The organism is Streptomyces sp. P5F9 (genome assembly GCF_057961495.1).
In genome coordinates, this window is sequence record NZ_JBXVPZ010000193.1 from 1 (window position 1) to 17,622 (window position 17,622).

At 71.4% G+C, this 17,622-nt stretch carries 16 protein-coding genes and 1 pseudogene; 11 read left to right on the forward strand and 6 right to left on the reverse strand.

Features of this window, described 5'->3' with window-relative positions; genetic code table 11:
* Positions 1-570, forward strand: a 570-nt coding sequence (locus AC31A1_RS27390) for an MBL fold metallo-hydrolase (RefSeq protein WP_489655887.1), incomplete at its 5' end; no start/stop codon positions are given.
* Positions 571-626: 56 nt separating this feature from the next.
* On the opposite strand, the gene AC31A1_RS27395 is transcribed toward AC31A1_RS27390, so the two are convergent.
* Both AC31A1_RS27395 and AC31A1_RS27400 read right to left on the reverse strand, forming a co-directional pair.
* Complete coding sequence (locus tag AC31A1_RS27395; protein ID WP_489655888.1) at positions 627-1,247, reverse strand: DedA family protein; 621 nt, start codon at positions 1,245-1,247, stop codon at positions 627-629.
* On the reverse strand, positions 1,244-2,017 hold the full coding sequence (locus AC31A1_RS27400; RefSeq protein ID WP_489655889.1) for an MBL fold metallo-hydrolase: 774 nt from the start codon (positions 2,015-2,017) through the stop codon (positions 1,244-1,246). The genes AC31A1_RS27395 and AC31A1_RS27400 overlap by 4 nt, the downstream gene beginning before the upstream one ends.
* An 85-nt stretch (positions 2,018-2,102) precedes the next feature.
* Between AC31A1_RS27400 and AC31A1_RS27405 the strand changes: the two genes are divergently transcribed.
* The 6 genes from AC31A1_RS27405 (at position 2,103) to dnaK (ending at position 10,135) form a co-directional block, all read left to right on the forward strand.
* The gene (locus tag AC31A1_RS27405) at positions 2,103-2,534 is read left to right on the forward strand and encodes a hypothetical protein (protein ID WP_393757465.1); all 432 of its coding nucleotides are present in this window, start codon (positions 2,103-2,105) and stop codon (positions 2,532-2,534) included.
* A gap of 94 nt (positions 2,535-2,628) precedes the next feature.
* Positions 2,629-4,704, forward strand: coding sequence for a phage holin family protein (locus AC31A1_RS27410; protein ID WP_489655890.1), 2,076 nt, complete (start codon positions 2,629-2,631; stop codon positions 4,702-4,704).
* 79 nt (positions 4,705-4,783) lie between these two features.
* Positions 4,784-5,845 (forward strand): ATP-binding protein, encoded by a 1,062-nt coding sequence (locus AC31A1_RS27415; protein ID WP_489655891.1) that lies wholly within the window; start codon positions 4,784-4,786, stop codon positions 5,843-5,845.
* Entirely contained in the window at positions 5,842-7,656 is a 1,815-nt protein-coding gene (locus AC31A1_RS27420; RefSeq protein WP_489655892.1) for a vWA domain-containing protein, read from the forward strand. Before AC31A1_RS27415 ends, AC31A1_RS27420 begins: the two co-directional genes overlap by 4 nt.
* A gap of 53 nt (positions 7,657-7,709) precedes the next feature.
* Entirely contained in the window at positions 7,710-8,135 is a 426-nt protein-coding gene (locus AC31A1_RS27425) for an OsmC family peroxiredoxin (protein WP_033279332.1), read from the forward strand.
* 116 nt (positions 8,136-8,251) lie between these two features.
* A complete protein-coding gene (dnaK, locus tag AC31A1_RS27430) occupies positions 8,252-10,135 on the forward strand; it encodes a molecular chaperone DnaK (RefSeq protein WP_489655893.1) in 1,884 nt (627 codons plus the stop codon).
* On the opposite strand, the pseudogene AC31A1_RS27435 reads toward dnaK, so the two are convergent.
* The 4 genes and pseudogenes from AC31A1_RS27435 to AC31A1_RS27450 form a co-directional block, all read right to left on the reverse strand.
* Positions 10,132-10,308, reverse strand: a pseudogene (locus AC31A1_RS27435) (nitrate reductase molybdenum cofactor assembly chaperone); the annotation flags it as partial. The gene dnaK and the pseudogene AC31A1_RS27435 overlap by 4 nt on opposite strands.
* Positions 10,309-10,521: 213 nt before the next feature.
* Positions 10,522-11,337, reverse strand: a complete 816-nt coding sequence (locus AC31A1_RS27440) for an SAM-dependent methyltransferase (protein ID WP_489655894.1) — start codon at positions 11,335-11,337, stop codon at positions 10,522-10,524.
* Positions 11,338-11,388: 51 nt separating this feature from the next.
* Positions 11,389-12,252 (reverse strand): helix-turn-helix domain-containing protein, encoded by an 864-nt coding sequence (locus AC31A1_RS27445; RefSeq protein ID WP_489655895.1) that lies wholly within the window; start codon positions 12,250-12,252, stop codon positions 11,389-11,391.
* Positions 12,253-12,338: 86 nt separating this feature from the next.
* Positions 12,339-13,172 (reverse strand): helix-turn-helix domain-containing protein, encoded by an 834-nt coding sequence (locus tag AC31A1_RS27450; RefSeq protein ID WP_489655896.1) that lies wholly within the window; start codon positions 13,170-13,172, stop codon positions 12,339-12,341.
* Between the two features lie 93 nt (positions 13,173-13,265).
* Here AC31A1_RS27450 and AC31A1_RS27455 point away from each other — a divergent pair, with 93 nt between their 5' ends.
* The 4 genes from AC31A1_RS27455 to AC31A1_RS27470 all read left to right on the forward strand — a co-directional run bounded on the left by AC31A1_RS27455 (position 13,266) and on the right by AC31A1_RS27470 (position 17,518).
* Entirely contained in the window at positions 13,266-14,294 is a 1,029-nt protein-coding gene (locus AC31A1_RS27455) for an ADP-ribosylglycohydrolase family protein (protein WP_489655900.1), read from the forward strand.
* A 148-nt stretch (positions 14,295-14,442) separates the two neighbouring features.
* Positions 14,443-14,748: a 4a-hydroxytetrahydrobiopterin dehydratase gene (locus AC31A1_RS27460; protein WP_489655897.1), complete on the forward strand. Its 306-nt coding sequence runs from the start codon at positions 14,443-14,445 to the stop codon at positions 14,746-14,748.
* A 46-nt stretch (positions 14,749-14,794) separates the two neighbouring features.
* Positions 14,795-15,574 (forward strand): class I SAM-dependent methyltransferase, encoded by a 780-nt coding sequence (locus AC31A1_RS27465; RefSeq protein WP_489655898.1) that lies wholly within the window; start codon positions 14,795-14,797, stop codon positions 15,572-15,574.
* A 39-nt stretch (positions 15,575-15,613) separates the two neighbouring features.
* On the forward strand, positions 15,614-17,518 hold the full coding sequence (locus tag AC31A1_RS27470; RefSeq protein WP_489655899.1) for a rhamnogalacturonan lyase: 1,905 nt from the start codon (positions 15,614-15,616) through the stop codon (positions 17,516-17,518).
* The last annotated feature ends 104 nt before the right edge of the window (positions 17,519-17,622 follow it).

The window sequence follows — 17,622 nt, forward strand, 5'->3', positions numbered from 1 at the left end:
CTGCGCCGACTCCCGCGCCACACCCCGGTGTTCGCCCCCGCCGGTCTCGGCAGCTGGTTCCGGCGCCGCAGATTCACCCACGTCACCGAGCTGGACTGGTGGGAGGCTGCCCAACTGGACGGCGTCCGCCTCGACTTCGTCCCCGCCCACCACTGGTCCAAGCGCACCCTCACCGACACCTGCCGCTCCCTGTGGGGCGGTTGGGTCCTGACAGCACCCGACGGCCGGCGCGTCTACTTCGCCGGCGACACCGGCTACGGCCACTGGTTCTCCCGAATCGGCCACCGCTACCCGGGAATCGACCTGGCCCTCCTCCCCATCGGCGCCTACGACCCCCGCTGGTGGCTGAGCGACGTCCACTGCGACCCGGAGGAGGCGGTGCGGGCCGTACAGGATCTGGGGGCACGGCGGATGGCCCCCATGCACTGGGGCACGTTCGTCCTGTCGGCGGAGCCGGTCCTGGAGCCGCTGACGCGGGTGCGGGCGGCCTGGGAGAAGGCGGAGCTGGCGCGCGAAGACCTGTGGGACCTACCGGTGGGAGCTTCAAGAGTGCTAGCTGAGACCCCCTAAGGGGCGCGGGGAACTGCGCGCCCAGCCACACACGACCCGCACCCCGCAACGAAACATCAACTGGCAGCCCGAACCCGCTTCCAAACACTCGGCGCCACACTGATCACCACGGTCAGCACAACCGCCGCGACCACCCCTTCCCACGGCTCCGGAAACAGCGAACCCCCGAGAATGCCGATCAGCTGGTACGTCACCGCCCACGCCAGACACGCGGGCGCATTACCCCGGGCGAACCGGCGGATCGGCCACTCCGCCATCAGACAGGCCAACATCACCGGAATACGACCCGCCGGCACCAACCGGGACAGCACCAACACGGCGACCCCATGGTCAGCCAACTTCACCTGCGCCTGCTCCAGCCGCTCCTCCGGAGCCCGCGCACGGATCGCCTCCAGCCACCGCGACCCGTTCTTCGACCCCATCCCCCGCCGCCCCAGCCAGTACAGCGCCACGTCCCCGAGAAACGCGGCCAGCGAGGCCGTGACGAAGACCAGCGCCAACGCGAACGGCGCCGTCTGGTGAAAGGCGACCACAGCCGCCGAACTCACCAGCGCGCCGGTCGGAATCACCGGCACCAGCGCGCCGAAGAGCACCAGCAGGAACAACGACGGGTAACCGATGGCCTGTTGAGTGGATTCGGGCGATGTCGTGGCCGTAGCGGCCGCGATCCAGCTCACCGAGCGACCTCCGGCCGCACGCTCTCCCCGTGCCCGAGCCGGTGCACCGAGACGGAAGGCGCGAGTTGCGCGGCGATCCGTACGAACTCGTCGCCCGGCGTGTGGAATTCGTGCGGGCGCACCGCGTCCATCCCGATCGGCCAGTACGTGCCGTAGTGCACCGGCACCGCGCTGCGCGGCGAGAGCCGGGCGAGGGCCTGGGCCGCGCGGCCCGCGTCGAGATGCCCCTCGCCGAGGTACGGGCCCCAGCCGCCCACCGGCAGCAGCGCCACGTCGACCGCCCCGACCTCCTTGGCCATGTCGTCGAACAGCCCGGTGTCCCCGGCGAAGTAGGTCCGCGCCTCGCCCTCGACGACGTAGCCCAGCGCGGGGGAGCGGTGCGGTCCGACCGGGAGCCGGCGTCCGTCGTGCCGTGCGGGGACGGCCCGTACGACCAGGTCACCGACCATCGTCTGGTCGCCGGGGGACACCTCGTCGATCCGCAGCCGCCGGAGCCGGCGCAGTCCGGGCACCGCGCGGAGTGCGCCCCGGGGCACGAGCAGGCGCGTGCCCGGGGCGAGGGCGGCGAGCGAGGGAAGGTGCAGGTGGTCGGCGTGGAGGTGGGAGACGAGCGCCAGGTCCGCGCGCCGGGCCTCGGGCGGCGGCACCGCGCCCCGGCGGCGCCGTAGGTGTGCGAGGCGGCGCGCGAACAGGGGGTCGGTGAGGACGCGTACGTCCGAGTCCTCGATCGTGCAGGTGGCGTGACCCCACCAGGTGATCTCCACCGGCACCTTCTTTGCCTCCTTCGCGCGACTCCCCCGAAGCCTACGGGCAGGAGTAGGGTCGGCGGCGAAACCCGGAGGTGAGGGGGACACCATGGGACAGGTACGCGGTGCCTTGGGTATGCCTTCGCGGCTGCGGGTCACGGCGATCGCCAGCCTGACGCCGCTGGAGGAGCTGGACGACGACCCCTTCCTGGTCGACTCCCGCAGCCAGCACGCGATGTGCGCCCGCTGGGCCGCCGACCACGGCTATGTGATCGCCCGCGAACTCCTCGTACGAGGACTGCGCCCCGACCACTGCGCCCTGTGGGACGGCGTCCGCCCCGGCCTCGACCTGTTCGTGGCCCCCAGCCGCCGGGTCCTGGAGAGCGCGCTGTCCTCCGTCGAGGAGTTCACCGACGAGTGCGCGCGACGCGGGGTGCGGATCGAGACGGTCGGCCGCGCGGAACCCTGCTACGACGCCCAGATGAAGGCCAGCGTGCACCGACGGCTGTCCATGCCGACGGCCGGCTACGACGGCCGCTAGCTGTCCCGCCGGCTCCGGGGTCCCCGCGTCCTGTATGACAGGCTGGGGACAGGCCCGCCAGGTCGTCGGGCCAGGGACGTGAGGTGTACGGGGCGTGGGTGGAGCGCGTTGGCGGCGGCTCGCCAGTCAGGCCGGGCGGAGCATCGCGGTGTGGGCGGTCTCCACGGTCACCATGCTGGTGCTCGCCGGGATCCTGCCGGACTTCAAGCTCCAGTCGGCGGACGGCGACAGCGCGACCCGGATCGGCGTCACGGCCGCGTTCGGCGCCGGCGCCTTCGGTCTGCTGTCGGCCCTCGTGTGGCCGCTGCTGGTACGGCTGCTGCTGCTGGTGCCCGCGCTCGTCCTCGGCCTCCTCGTCTTCGTGCTCAACGGGTCCCTGCTGCTGATCGCCCTGCGCATCAATCCGGACGGCGGGCTGCGCGGCCAGGTCGCCCCCGAGACCGCCGTCGTCGTGGCCGCCGTGATGTCCGCCGTCGCCTCCGCCACCGGCGGTGCCCTGGCCGTGCGCGACGACGACGCCTACCGCCGCCGCCTCTACCGCCTCGCCGACCGCCGCCGCAGAGCCCTGCCACCCGGGCCCTCCTCGCCCGGCACCGTCTTCCTCCAGCTCGACGGCGTCGGCCACGACGCGCTGCTCGCAGCCGTGGCCAGGGGGCTGATGCCGACCGTCGCGAAACTCCTCGGCGGCGACCGCCCGAGCCACCGCCTCACCCCCTGGCGCACCGACTGGTCCAGCCAGACCGGCGCCAGCCAGCTCGGCATCCTGCACGGCTCCAACCACGACATCCCCGCGTTCCGCTGGTACGAGAAGGACACCGGCGAGGTGATGGTCTGCAACCGCCCCACCAGCGCCGCCGAACTCCAGCGCCGCGCCGTCGAGTTCACCGGCGACGGCGGTCTCCTCACGCTCGACGGCGCCAGCCGCGGCAACCTGTTCAGCGGCGGAGCCGACGAACAGGCCCTCGTCCTGTCCATCGCCATTCGCCGCCGCGGCCGCGAAAACCGGTCCCGCGCCGGCTACTTCGCCTACTTCTCCGACCCCGCCAACGCCGTCCGCACCGCGATGTCCTTCGTCGCCGAGGTCGGCCGCGAGATCGGCCAGTCGACGCGCAGCCGCCTCACCAAGCAGCGCCCCCGGATCAGACGCGGCGGCCTCTACCCCTTCATCCGCGCCTTCGCGACCGTCGTCGAACGGGACGTCGTCGTCGCCGCCGTCATGGGCGACATGCTCGCCGGCCGCACCGCCGTCTACGCCGACCTCGTCGCCTACGACGAGGTGGCCCACCACTCCGGCCCGCGCAGCCGCGACGCCGCCAAGGTGCTCCAACGCCTGGACCGTTCCCTCGCGTTGATCGAGAACGTCGCCGAGCACGCCCCGCGCCCGTACCGCATCGTCGTCCTCTCCGACCACGGCCAGAGCCCCGGCGAGACCTTCCAGGGCCGCTACGGCCTCACCCTCGGCGACCTGGTGCGCGCGGGCTGCGGGCTGCCCGTGCCGCGCCGGGCCCGGCGCACCCACAGCGGCGCCGAGGCCCGCGCCGCCGTCCGCGCGGCGCTGCGCCGGCCGGTCGAGGAGAAGGACGGGCAGCACCGCCACCCCGGCCGCCACTCCGAGCCGGTCGTGCTGGCCTCGGGCAACCTCGGCCTGGTCTCCTTCCCGGACGTGCCGCACCGCATGACCAAGGAGGAGATCGACGCCCGGCATCCGGCGCTGCTGACGACCCTCGCCAACCACCCCGGCGTCGGCTTCGTCCTCGTCCGCAGCGAGGAGCACGGAGGGGTCGTACTGGGGGCGCACGGCGCCGAACTCCCGGTGGACGAACTCGACGACAAACAGGGCCCGTTGGCGGACTTCGGCCCCGGCGTTGCGGACGCCGTCCGGCGCACCCACTCCTTCCCGCACACCGCCGACATCATGGTCAACTCCTGGTACGACCCCGCCGAGGGCGAAGTCCTCGCCTTCGAGGAGCAGATCGGCTCGCACGGCGGTCTCGGCGGCGCCCAGGCCGAGCCGTTCCTGCTCTCGCCGCACACCTTCTCCGCACCGGTGGACGACGGCGAGGGCCTCGTCGGCGCCGAGCAGGTGCACCAGGTTCTGCGGCGCTGGCTGCGCGAGTGCAACGGACCCCAAGTGCCGCTGACGGACGAGCAGCCGGAACGCGCCGCCTGAAAATGAGCTGCGGTGGACCGGCCGCCGGCACACACTGTTCGAGTCCCCCCGCCTCGAATCTCCTTCAGGAGCTGCTGCTTTGCAGGCTGCCGTCACTGTCACCCCCGCTCGCATACCGGAGCTGCTGCTCGGTCTCGCGACCGTGCGGCCCGTGTTCATCTGGGGTGCGCCCGGCATCGGAAAGTCGTCCCTGGTAAGGGAGTTCGCCGAGTCGCTGGGCCTTGAGTGCGTGAGTCTGCTCGGTACGCAGCTCGCGCCCGAGGACCTGATCGGTGTGCCGCAGATCCGGGACGGGCGGTCGGTGTTCTGTCCGCCGGAGGCGATCGCGCGGGACGAGCCGTACTGCCTGTTCCTCGACGAACTCAACGCGGCCACACCGGATGTGCAGAAAGCGTTCTACTCGCTGATCCTGGACCGCCGTATCGGCAACTACGAACTCCCCAAGGGCTCGATCGTGATCGGCGCCGGTAACCGGGCGACCGACAACGCGCTGGCCCGGCCGATCTCGTCCGCGCTGATCAACCGGCTCACCCACGTCCACCTTGAGGCGTCGCCGAAGGACTGGCTCGACTGGGCCGCCGCCAACGGGATTCACCCGTGGATCCTGGACCACCTCACCGACCGGCCCGACCACCTGTGGTCCAAGCCTCCGAAGACCGAGGAGGCCTTCTCCACGCCCCGGTCCTGGCACATGCTCTCCGACGCGCTGGGCTCCTTCGGGCCCGACCTCGACGAGGACACCCTGAAGGTGATCGCGCACGGCACGCTGACCCCGGCGCACGCGGTCGCGTTCTGCGGGTACGTCAAGATCGTGCGCAGCCGGTTCGGCATCGAGGCGATCATCAAGGGCGACGCCGGCTGGCCGCACCGCCCCGAGGACCGCGACCTGCTGTACTACCTCGCCGAGTCCTTCCGGGGCCGGCTGGTCAAGGAACTCCCGGTCAGCAAGGAGCACTTGTCGGCGAACGGGCTCCAGACCGCGTACCGCGCCAAGTCGCTGCTCGTGCAGCTCGCCGAGATCTCGGTGGAGGTCGCGCAGAGCGTCATCGCCCCGGACACCGACGGCAATCCGCTGCTGCCCGCCTGGTTCCTGGTCGAGGCGGCCCGGGACATGCCCCGGCTGGTCGAGGCCCGGCAGTGAGCCGTACGCAAGGGGGCAAAGGGAGCAAGGGGAAGCCGAAGAAAGACCTCGCCGCCGAGGCTTTCGAGGAGGGGCTGCGCCTCGTGCGGGCCAACCGCGCGCTCGCCGCCATCGGATTCAGCACCTGCCGCCGGGACGACTGCCACCACACGCCCGACTCCGGTCTGGTGCGCGTCGATTCCAACGGTGTGTTGCACGTCCACCCCACCCGCCGGGCCGAACCCGCCGCGTGGGCCTGGGCGATCGCGCACTGCATCATCCACCTGGGCTTCGGCCATGTCCCGGCCGCGCCGAAGCCGCGCGGCCAGCCCGACGGGCCCGCCCTCGCGGCGCGTTGCGCCGTCGTCAACCGCTTCCTGCTCGGCTTCCCCATCGGGGTCACCCCCGAGGACCTGCCCGCCTCCTACCCGGGCGGCGACGAGGAGCAACTCGCCGCGCGCTGGCGCCGCGACGGCATCCCGCCCCTCTACGACCGCTGCGGTACGGCGGGCGGCGAGCCGGACCAGCTGCTCGTGCCGTGGGACACCTGGCAGGGCGGCAGCGCCCCCGACTGGCAGCTCAACTTCGCGAACGCCCTCACCCGCACCGTGGCCATGGCGATGGACGTGGCGGGCGGCCGGCGCGCCTCGATGCGCGGCGGACCCACCCGACTCCAGCCCTGGGAACGGGCGTTGAGCTGGTTCGTCTCCTCCTACCCCCTCCTCGGCGGCATCGCGGCAGGCATCACCCTCGTCGCCGACGCCGAACTCGCCCGCGCCCACGGCATCTCCGTCGCCGCCGTCGACACCGGCGCGGCCGAGATCTACGTCAACCCGCTGCGCCAACTCGACGACGAGGAATGGCGGTTCGTCCTCGCCCACGAGATGCTGCACGCCGCCCTGCGCCACGGCGACCGCTGCGGCGTCCGCGACCCGTTCCTCTTCAACATCGCCGCCGACTACGTCATCAACGGCTGGCTGTGCGAGATGGACGTCGGCCGGATGCCCGAAGGGCTGCTGCACGACTCGGAGTTGAAGGGCCTCTCCGCCGAGGAGGTCTACGACCGGATCGCCGGCGACCTGCGCCGGATGCGCCGCCTGGCCACCCTGCGCGGCAAGGGCACCGGCGACATCCTCGGCGGCCCGCTCGGCAGCCCGCGCGACTACGTGGACCTCGACGAGTTCTACCGGCGCGGCCTCGCCCACGGCCTCGACCTGCACCAGCAGTACGAACGCGGCTTCCTGCCCGGCGGGCTGGTCGAGGAGATCCGCGCCCTGAATCATCCCCCGCTGCCGTGGGACGCCCGACTCGCCCGCTGGTTCGACGAGTTCGTGCCACGCCCCGAGCCCGTGCGGTCGTACGCCCGCCCCTCGCGCCGCCAGTCCTCCACGCCCGACATCCCGCGTGCGGGCCGCCATTTCCCGCCCGAGGAGATCGCCCGCTGCACCTTCGGCGTCGTCCTCGACACCTCCGGCTCCATGGACCGCGGCCTCCTCGGCAAGGCACTGGGCGCGATCGCCTCGTACGCCGAGGCCCGTGACGTACCGGCCGCCCGGGTCGTGTTCTGCGACGCGGCCCCGCACGACGCGGGCTACGTGTCGGTCACCGACATCGCGGGCCGGGTCCGGGTGCACGGACGCGGCGGTACGGTCCTGCAGCCCGGGATCGACCTGCTGCACCGTGCGGACGACTTCCCGCGGGGCGCGCCGATCCTGATCATCACGGACGGCTGGTGCGACGTGCTGCGGGTGCGGCGCGAACACGCCTATCTCCTACCGCAGAACGCTCGCCTGCCGTTCACCGCACGTGGGCCGGTCTTCCGGGTGCGCTGAGGCGGAATGTGATCGGATGGACCCGAACGACATCCGCGTCGAAAGGAATCATCGTGGCAACCACGCGCACCGCACACACCGTCTGGGAAGGCGAACTCATCAAGGGCAGCGGCGAGGTCACCTTCGACTCGTCAGGCATCGGTGTGCAGCCGGTGACGTGGGCGTCGCGCGCCGAGCAGGCCAACGGCAGGACCAGCCCCGAAGAGCTGATCGCCGCCGCCCACTCCAGCTGCTTCTCCATGGCCCTCTCCCACGGCCTGACCGGCGCGGGCACCCCGCCCACCCGCCTGGAGACCAAGGCCGACGTCACCTTCCAGCCCGGCGAGGGCATCACCGGCATCCACCTCACCGTCCGCGGCGAGGTCCCCGGCCTGGACGAGGCCGGCTTCGCCGCCGCCGCCGAGGACGCCAAGAAGAACTGCCCGGTCAGCCAGGCCCTCGCGGGTACGACGATCACGCTGACGGTGGAATCCGCCTGACCCCCGCTTCGTCTCCCGCCTCGATGCCGCGCCCGGAAAAACGGGTGCGGCATTGACATTCCCGCACTCAAGTTCTCAGCTGGAGATCGGGCAGCGCCTGGCGGAAGGGGACGGCGATGGGACGTGCGGTCGGGATCGATCTGGGGACCACGAACTCGGTGGTCGCGGTGCTGGAGGGCGGCGAGGCCACGGTGGTGGCCAACGCCGAGGGGGCGAGGACCACACCCTCGGTCGTGGCCTTCGCCAAGAACGGCGAGGTCCTCGTCGGCGAGGTCGCCAAACGGCAGGCCGTGACGAACATCGAGCGCACCGCGCGCTCGGTGAAACGGCATATGGGCGACGCGAGTTGGCGTTTCCCGGACACGGGCGCCATCGACGGGACGCGGTACCGCGCCCAGGAGCTGTCGGCGCGTGTGCTGCAGAAACTGAAGCGGGACGCGGAGGCCTATCTCGGCGAGGACGTCACGGACGCCGTGATCACCGTCCCCGCCTACTTCGACGACTCCCAGCGCCAGGCCACCAAGGAGGCCGGCGAGATCGCGGGCCTCAAGGTGCTGCGGATCATCAACGAACCGACGGCCGCCGCCCTCGCCTACGGCCTCGACCGGGGCGAGGAGCAGACCGTGCTGGTCTTCGACCTCGGCGGCGGCACCTTCGACGTGTCGTTGCTGGAGATCGGCGACGGCGTCATCGAGGTGAAGGCCACCAACGGCGACACCCATCTCGGCGGCGACGACTGGGACCAGCGGGTCGTCGACCACCTCGTCAAGAAGTTCCAGGGGCAGTACGGCATCGACCTCGGCAAGGACAAGATGGCGCTCCAACGCCTGCGCGAGGGCGCGGAGAAGGCGAAGATCGAGCTGTCCTCGTCCTCCGAGACGACGATCAACCTGCCCTACATCACGGCCTCCGCCGAAGGTCCGCTGCACCTCGACGAGAAGCTGACCCGCGCCGGGTTCCAGGAACTCACCGCCGATCTGCTCGACCGCTGCAAGAACCCCTTCCACCAGGCGGTCAAGGACGCGGGCATCAAGCTGTCCGCGGTCGACCACGTGATCCTCGTCGGCGGCTCGACCCGGATGCCCGCCGTCACCGACCTCGTCAAGGAACTCACCGGCAAGGACCCGCACAAGGGCGTCAACCCCGACGAGGTCGTGGCGCTCGGCGCCGCCCTCCAGGCCGGGGTCATCCGCGGCGACGTGAAGGACGTCCTCCTCCTCGACGTCACCCCGCTGTCCCTGGGCATCGAGACCAAGGGCGGCATCATGACGACGCTCATCGAACGCAACACGACCATCCCGACCCGGCGTTCGGAGATCTTCACCACCGCCACCGACAACCAGCCCTCGGTCGGCATCCAGGTCTACCAAGGCGAGCGTGAAATCGCCGCGTACAACAAGAAGTTGGGCGTCTTCGACCTCACGGGCCTGCCGCCCTCCCCGCGCGGGGTGCCGCAGATCGAGGTCGCCTTCGACATCGACGCGAACGGCATCATGCACGTCTCGGCGAAGGACCTGGCGACCGGCCGCGAACAGAAGATGACCGTCACCGGCGGCTCCGCCCTGGCCAAGGACGACATCGACCGCATGATGCGGGAGGCCGAGCAGTACGCGGACGAGGACCGCAAGCGCCGCGAGGCGGCCGAGACCCGCAACCAGGCCGAGCAACTCGTCTACCAGACCGAGAAGTTCGTCCACGAGAACGAGGAACGCGTACCGGCCGACATCAGGTCCGAGGTCGAGGCGGCGGCCGCGGAGGTGAAGTCGCTGCTGGAACACAACGCCGACACCGCCGAGTTGCGTACCGCCGTCGAGAAACTCGCCACCGTCAGCCAGCGGATGGGGCAGGCGATGTACGCGCAGGCCGCGCAGCAGGCACCCACGGAGCAGGCGGAGAACACCGAGGAGCCCGACTCCCCGCGGCAGCACGAGGAGGAGGAAGGCGTCGTCGACGCGGAGATCGTCGACGACGAACGGGATATGAAGGGTGGCGCCGCCTAAGGCCCGGTCGGCAGGGTGGCGCGGACCGCGTCCAGGACGGAGGCGTACGGGGTGCCGAAGTCGGCCAGGCGGGCGCGGAGTCGGTCCATGGCGGCGCGGTGCTCGGCGAGCAGGTCGAGGGTGCCGGTGCGGGACGTGAACTCCAGGACTGCGGGCAGGAAGTCGGCCAGCTCCGCCGCCGGGGTAGGTCAGGCAGAGCGCGGCCGCCTGGTACAGCACGGCGTCGGAGGGCATCAGGCATCCCTCGCGTTCTGGGGCGCCGGAACACCCCGGCTCGGTACCTCTCCCGGTGTTCTCGTCTCCGTCACCTGCGCTCCCTTGCTCGCCCGTGGTGTCGAACCCAGGGCGGGGCAGGGGAGCGCACCCGTTCACCGCAGCCGTACGGGTCAGGGCTTGCGGGCGACGCCGCCGTAGACCGGGACGATGCCCTCCGCCTGGGCGGCCACGTCCTCCGGGGCCGGACGCCAGCCGTAGACCGGGATGACGCCAGGGCCGAGCAGGTCGAGGCCGTCGAAGAAGCGGGAGAACTCGGCCAGGGTGCGCGGGAAGAAGGGGGTGCCGCTGCGCTGGAAGTGCTCGGCGGCCTTCGCGATGGCGGCGGGGCTGAGGTCCGGGGTGACCTGCGACAGCACCACGTAGCTGCCCGGGACGAGCACGTCGACGTACCGCCTGATCAGGCCGTACACGTCGTCGCCGGCCGGATCCGCGCTCAGGTAGTGGGTGAGTGCGACCAGCGACAGCGCGACCGGCTGGGTGAAGTCCAGGGTCTCGCCGGCCAGCCGCAGGATCGTGTCCGGGTCGCGGACGTCGGCGTGCACGTACTCGGTGCTGCCCTCGGCCTCGCCGTGCAGCAGCGCCTCCGCGTGCCGCAGCACGATCGGGTCGTTGTCCGCGTACACGACCTTGGCGTCCGGGGCGACACTCTGCGCCACCTGGTGGAGGTTCGGCTCGGTCGGGATGCCGGTGCCGATGTCCAGGAACTGGCGTATCCCGGCCTCGGCGGCGGTCCGGGTCGCCCGGTGCATGAACCGGCGGTTGGCCCGCGCCCCGCGCACCGCGGCGCTGTCCGTGGCGAGGATCCTGCGCGCCAGCTCCTCGTCCACCGGGTAGTTGTCCTTGCCGCCGAGCCACCAGTCGTACACCCGCGCAGGATGCGGCCTGCTGGTGTCGATACGGAGGGGCGCGGCGTCGGATCCGGTCATGCGGTGTCGTCTCCTCGGGAGTTCGCGTGGTGGTGCCCGGGCCGTGCTTGCTCAGAAGGTCTCGCGGTAGTCCCGCAGGATCTTCTTGGTGCGCTGTGCGGACGCGGCGTGCGCCGTCATGTGGTCGAGGACCTCCAGATGCGCGGAGACCTCCGTACGGGAGTCCAGGTACAGGGCGCCGGTCAGGTACTCCGTGAACACCATGTCGGGCAGCTCCGGTTCGGTGAAACGGAACAGCGAGAAGGGGGCGTATGTGCCCGGATGCGGGCCGTTGTCGAACTCGGCGACCTGGAGCGTGATCCGGTCGCGCTCGCCGAACTCCAGGAGTCTGTCGAGCTGTTCGCGCATGACCTCGCCGCGCATGCTCACCGGCCGGCGCAGCACGGTCTCGTCCATGATGACCCACAGGTGCGGCGGATTGTCCCGCTCCAGCAGCCCCTGCCGCGCCATCCGCAGCGACACGTGCCGCTCGATGGTCTCAGGACCGGTCTGCCCGATCGTCCCGGCCTCCAGCACGGCGCGCGCGTAGTCCTCGGTCTGCAACAGGCCCGGCACGAAGTGCGGTTCGTACGAACGGATCAGTCCGGCGGCACCCTCCAGGCTCACGTACAGGCTGAACCACTCCGGCAGCACATCGTGGAACCGCTGCCACCAGCCCGGCTGGTTCGCCTCCTCGGTGAGCGCGACGAACGCGTCCGTCTCCTCCTCGGGCACCCCGTACGTCGTCAACAGCACCTGGACGTACGGCACTTTGAGCGCGACCTCGGCCATCTCCATTCGCCGTACGGTCGCCGGGGCCACCCGCAGGACCTGCGCGGCCTCCTCGCGCTTGATGCCGGCCGCCTCACGCAGCTCCTGCAGCCTTCTGCCCAGCACCACTTGACCCACCGTGGGCGCGGGCCGTCGTTCACTCACAGCCACGCCTCCCCATACGCGCCGAAGTCTGGGGGCAGTGTGCCATGTTCCGGCCATTGTCTCAGCGGTTCGGAGGTGATCATCCGTCAGTCTCCCCGCGCGTGCAGGTACTTGGCCGTCGCCGGATCGGCCGGGAGGAACGTCTCGATCGCCAGCTCCGAGACCGTCACGTCCATGGGTGTGTTGAACGTGGAGATCGAGGAGACGAAGGACAGCACCCGGCCGTCGTGCTCGATCCGCATCGGCAGCGCGAAGTACGGGACGGACGGGGCCGGTTCGTCTCCGTCGCCGGCCGTGCCGGGTGCCGGGTACGCCGAGACCTCCTCGTACAGCGCGCGCAGCGGCTCGGAGCGGTGCAGGGCGATCTGCCGTTCCATCTGCGCGAGGAGATGCCCGCGCCACTCACCCAGATTGCGGATGCGCGGTGCCATCCCCTGCGGGTGGAGCGTCAACCGCATGGCGTTCAGCGGGGGTTGGAGCAGGGACTCCGGTACGCTGTCCAGGAGCATGGTGATGCCCCGGTTCGCCGCCACGACGGTGTAGCCGGCGTCGACCACCAGCGCGGGATACGGCTCATAGCCCTGGATCAGTCGCTCAAGACCCTCGCGCAACGCGTCCAACGCCGGGTCGTCCAGCGGGGTTTCCGGATAGCGCGGGGCGTAACCGGCCGCCATGAGAAGGGAGTTGCGCTCCCGCACCGGCACGTCCAGGTGCTCGGCGAGGCGCAGCACCATCTCCTCGCTCGGCCGGGACCGCCCCGTCTCGATGAAGCTGATGTGCCGCGCCGAGGAGTCGGCCCGCAACGCCAGCTCCAGCTGACTGACCCGCCGCCGCTCCCGCCAGGCACGCAGCAACGGGCCGACGCCCTTGCCGGCCGGGGCGGCGGCAGCGGTGTCGGTGCCGGTCGGGACAATGGTCATACACACGACCGTAGTCGAAGGAGAGCGCACGTGAACGAGTCGAGGATCCCGTCCGGGCAGGCTGCCGGGAACTCCCTGGGGGAGGCCACGGCGATGTACCGGGCCAGAGTCCGCGGCTGCCTCCTCGGCGGCGCGGTCGGCGACGCCCTCGGCTACCCGATCGAGTTCGCCTCCCTCGACCGCATCCGCGCGAGCCACGGACAGCGCGGCGTGACCGGGTACGCGCCCGGCGCGCACGGCGCCGTAGGCCTGATCAGCGACGACACCCAGATGACCCTGTTCACCGTCGAGGCGCTCATCACGGCCCACGCGCGGGAGCGGGCGAAGGGGATCGGCGGCGCCTGGTCCATGCTGCTGCGCGAGGCCTACGAGCGCTGGCTGGAGACCCAGTCCAAGCCCGCACCGGGCGACAGCGCCACGTCCGGGCTGATCGCCGAGTCCTGGCTGTACGCCCGCCGCGCCCCCGGCAACGCCTGCCTGTCCGGGGTCGCCCAGATGTACGCGCCCGACCCGTGGCTCCCGCTCGACGGCAAGCCCGGCCGCGTCAACCCCGACTCCAAGGGCTGCGGCACGGTGATGCGCTCGGCCCCCTTCGGCCTGGTCAACACCGCCGACGGAGCCTTCGACATGGCGGCCCGCGGCGCCCAGATCACCCACGGCCACCCCACCGGCTACTACGCGGCGGGCGCCCTCGCCGCGATCGTCGCGCACCTCGTCGCCGGGGACTCCCTGGAGGGTTCGGTCCTGCGCGCGCTACGACTCCTGGAGCGCCACCCCGCCCACGAGGAGACCTCGGCAGCCCTCCGCGCAGCCCTCGACCTGGCCGCCGAGGGCTCGCCCACCGCCGAGAAGGTCGAGTCGCTCGGCGCGGGCTGGGTCGCGGAGGAGGCCCTCGCGATCGGCGTCTACAGCGCGCTCGCGGCGAGCGACGTGCAGGCCGCGCTGCTCCTCGCCGTCAACCACTCCGGCGACAGCGACTCCACCGGCTCCATCTGCGGCAACCTCCTCGGCGCCCGCTACGGCGACCACGGCCTGCCGCACACCTGGGTCCAGCAGGTCGAGGGCCGCGCCACGATCGCCGCCCTCGCGGACGACCTCGCGGCGGAATGCGTACCGGGCTGACCTCCGGGCACCCGTCCGACCAGGGACGCGACCACCTGCCTGCGAGCCGCGGCGGGTGGCGCGCCGCCTGTGGCACGCCGAGAATGAACCCGTCCAAGCCTGATCCGAAGCCCGATCTGAACCCGGACCCCGAGGAAGGAGCGAGGCCATGCCCGTCGCCCCGCTGTCGCAGAAGGAGATCGAGGACCGCCTCGCGGAACTCCCCGGCTGGTCCGTCGACACCGACCGCCTCACCCGCGCGTACCGTCTCGCCTCCCACTTCGCCGCCACCGCGATGGTCGTCCACATCGCCCAGGTCCAGGAGGAACTCGACCACCACTCCGACCTCACCCTCGGCTACAACACCGTCACCCTCACCGTGAACACCCACAGCGTCGGCGGCGCGATCACCGAGCTGGACTTCCAACTCGCCCGCAGGGTCGAGGACTTGGCCCCGGGACACGGCGCGGGCTGACCGGAGGCGAAGAGGAGGGGCGGGCGGAGAGGCAGGGCGGAAGCGCGTGCTGGACTACGACAAGGAAGCCGACGCGTACGACGCGACCCGCGGCGGTGAGCCCCGCGCCGCCGCGGCCGCCGAAGCGGTTCTGGGCCTCGTTCCGCAGAACGCCCGAACCCTCCTGGACGTGGCCTGCGGCACCGGCATCGTCACCCGCCGCCTGGCCGGGGCCCGCCCCGGCCTACGGGTGACGGGCCTCGACACCGCACCCGCCATGGCCCGCACGGCGGCAGCACGGCTCCCCGGCGCGATCCTCCTCGCGGACAGCCGCCAACTCCCGTTCCCGGACGGGGTGTTCGACGCGGTCACCACGGTATGGCTGCTGCACCTGGTGGACGGCCCGGAGGACGCCAGGGCGATCATCGCGGAGTGCGCGCGGGTCCTCCGCCCAGGCGGCGTGTACATCACCACGGTCGACAAGGCCGCCGCCCACGACGTCGGCAGCGACATCGACGCCGTCCTCGCACCCCGTCCCCGCCGCCCCGCCCAGGACCGCCCCGACCAAGTCCGCGGGCACGCGGCCGAGTTCGGCCTCCGTCCGGCCGGCACCGCCAGCTTCCGGGGCCACGGCCAGGGCCGCAGCCCCCGCAGCACCACCGCGGACCTGCGACGCGGCTGGTTCACCATGCTGCCACCCGGCGAACCGCTCACGGAACGGTTCGCCGCGGAGCTGGAGTCGCTTCCGCACCAGGAAGTCCCGCGCCCCGACCCGGAGTTCAGCCTTCTGGCCTTCCGGAAATCGGCGCAGACACCCGGCAACTCGCCTGCGCGCAGCGGCAACTGAGGGTACGCAACCCGTCCGTCCTCCATGGAGGTACGTCACGTGAGCCACCCGCACCCGCACGTACACGCAGACCCGCCCCAACACCCCCGCGGACGAAGGGCCGTACTCTCCGCACTCATCACGGCCGCGGCCCTGGTCGCAGCCGGACTCACCACCCTCACCACCGGCGGCACGGCCGAAGCCGCCACCGCCCGCCAGGTCGAAGCCCTCGACCGGGGCGTCGTCAGCGTCCACACGGACAGCGGCAACCTGGTCAGCTGGCGCTGGCTCGGCACCGACCCCGATGACGTCTCCTTCAACGTCTACCGCGCCGGTATGAAGGTCAACCCGTCCCCGATCACCGGCTCCACGAACTACTTCCACGCCGGCGCGCCCGCCCAGGCCGACTACACGGTCCGCGCGGTCGTCGGAGGTGTGGAACAGCCCGACTCGGTCCACGCGATCCAGTTCCGCACCGGCTACAAGGACGTCCCGATCACCCCGCCCGCCGGCGGCACGACCCCCGACGGAGTCGCGTACACCTACGAGGCCAACGACGCCTCCGTGGGCGACCTCGACGGAGACGGCCGGCTCGACTTCGTCCTCAAGTGGCAGCCCACGAACGCCAAGGACAACTCCCAGTCCGGCTACACCGGCGACACGATCCTCGACGGGATCACCCTCGACGGCACCCGACTGTGGCGCATCGACCTGGGCCGCAACATCCGCTCCGGCGCGCACTACACACAGTTCCAGGTCTACGACTACGACGGCGACGGCAAGGCCGAGGTCGCCATGAAGACGGCCGACGGCACGGTCGACGGAACGGGCACGGTCATCGGCAACTCGGCGGCGGACTACCGCAATGCGAGCGGCTACGTGCTGTCGGGCCCCGAGTACCTGACCATGTTCAACGGCTCGACCGGCAAGGCGATGGGCACCGTCGACTACGTCCCGGCACGCGGCACGGTCTCCTCCTGGGGCGACTCCTACGGCAACCGCGTCGACCGATTCCTCGCCGGCACCGCCTACTTGGACGGCTCCCGCCCCTCCCTGATCATGGCGCGCGGCTACTACACGCGCACGGTGATCGCCGCCTGGGACTGGCGCAGCGGCGCCTTCACCCGCCGCTGGACCTTCGACACCAACTCCTCGACCAACACCGGCAAGGGCTACGACGCCCAGGGCAACCACCAGTTGGCGATCGCGGACGTCGACGGCGACGGCAAGGACGAGATCGTGTACGGCTCGATGGCCGTCGACGACAACGGCTCCGGCCTGTGGACCACCAAGAACGGCCACGGAGACGCCCTGCACGTAGGCGACTTGGACCCCTCCCGCCCGGGGTTGGAGGAGTTCAAGGTCGACGAGGACTCCTCGAAACCGTCCTCGTGGATGGCGGACGCGAAGACCGGCACGGTCATCTGGTCCACACCGGCCAACGGCGACAACGGCCGCGGTGTCTCCGGGGACATCTGGGCGGGCAGCGCGGGCGCCGAGTCCTGGTCGGCGTCGGAGAGCGGCGTCCGTAACCCGAAGGGCACGGTGGTGGCGAGCCGCAAGCCCTCCAGCATCAACTTCCTTTCCTGGTGGGACGGCGACCCGGTGCGCGAACTCCTCGACGCCACCCACATCGACAAGTACGGCACGACCGCCGACACCCGCCTCCTGACCGGCGCCGACGTCCACTCCAACAACAGCACCAAGGCGACCCCGTCCCTGTCCGGAGACATCCTCGGCGACTGGCGCGAGGAGGCCGTCTGGCCCACCACGGACAACACGGCCCTACGGATCTACTCGACCCCGTACGAGACGACCACCAGGATCACGACCCTGCTCCACGACACCCAGTACCGCACAGCCCTGGCCTGGCAGAACACCGCCTACAACCAGCCGCCCCACCCGAGCTTCTACATCGGCGACGGGATGACGACGGCGCCTCGGCCGACGGTATACACACCGTGAGACAGGTGGCTGCGCGCGCCGCGGTGCGCGCAGCCACCCTCCACGCTCAGCCGACCGCGCAGCTCTGATCGCCCACCTTGAACGCCCCCGGCTTCGAATTCACC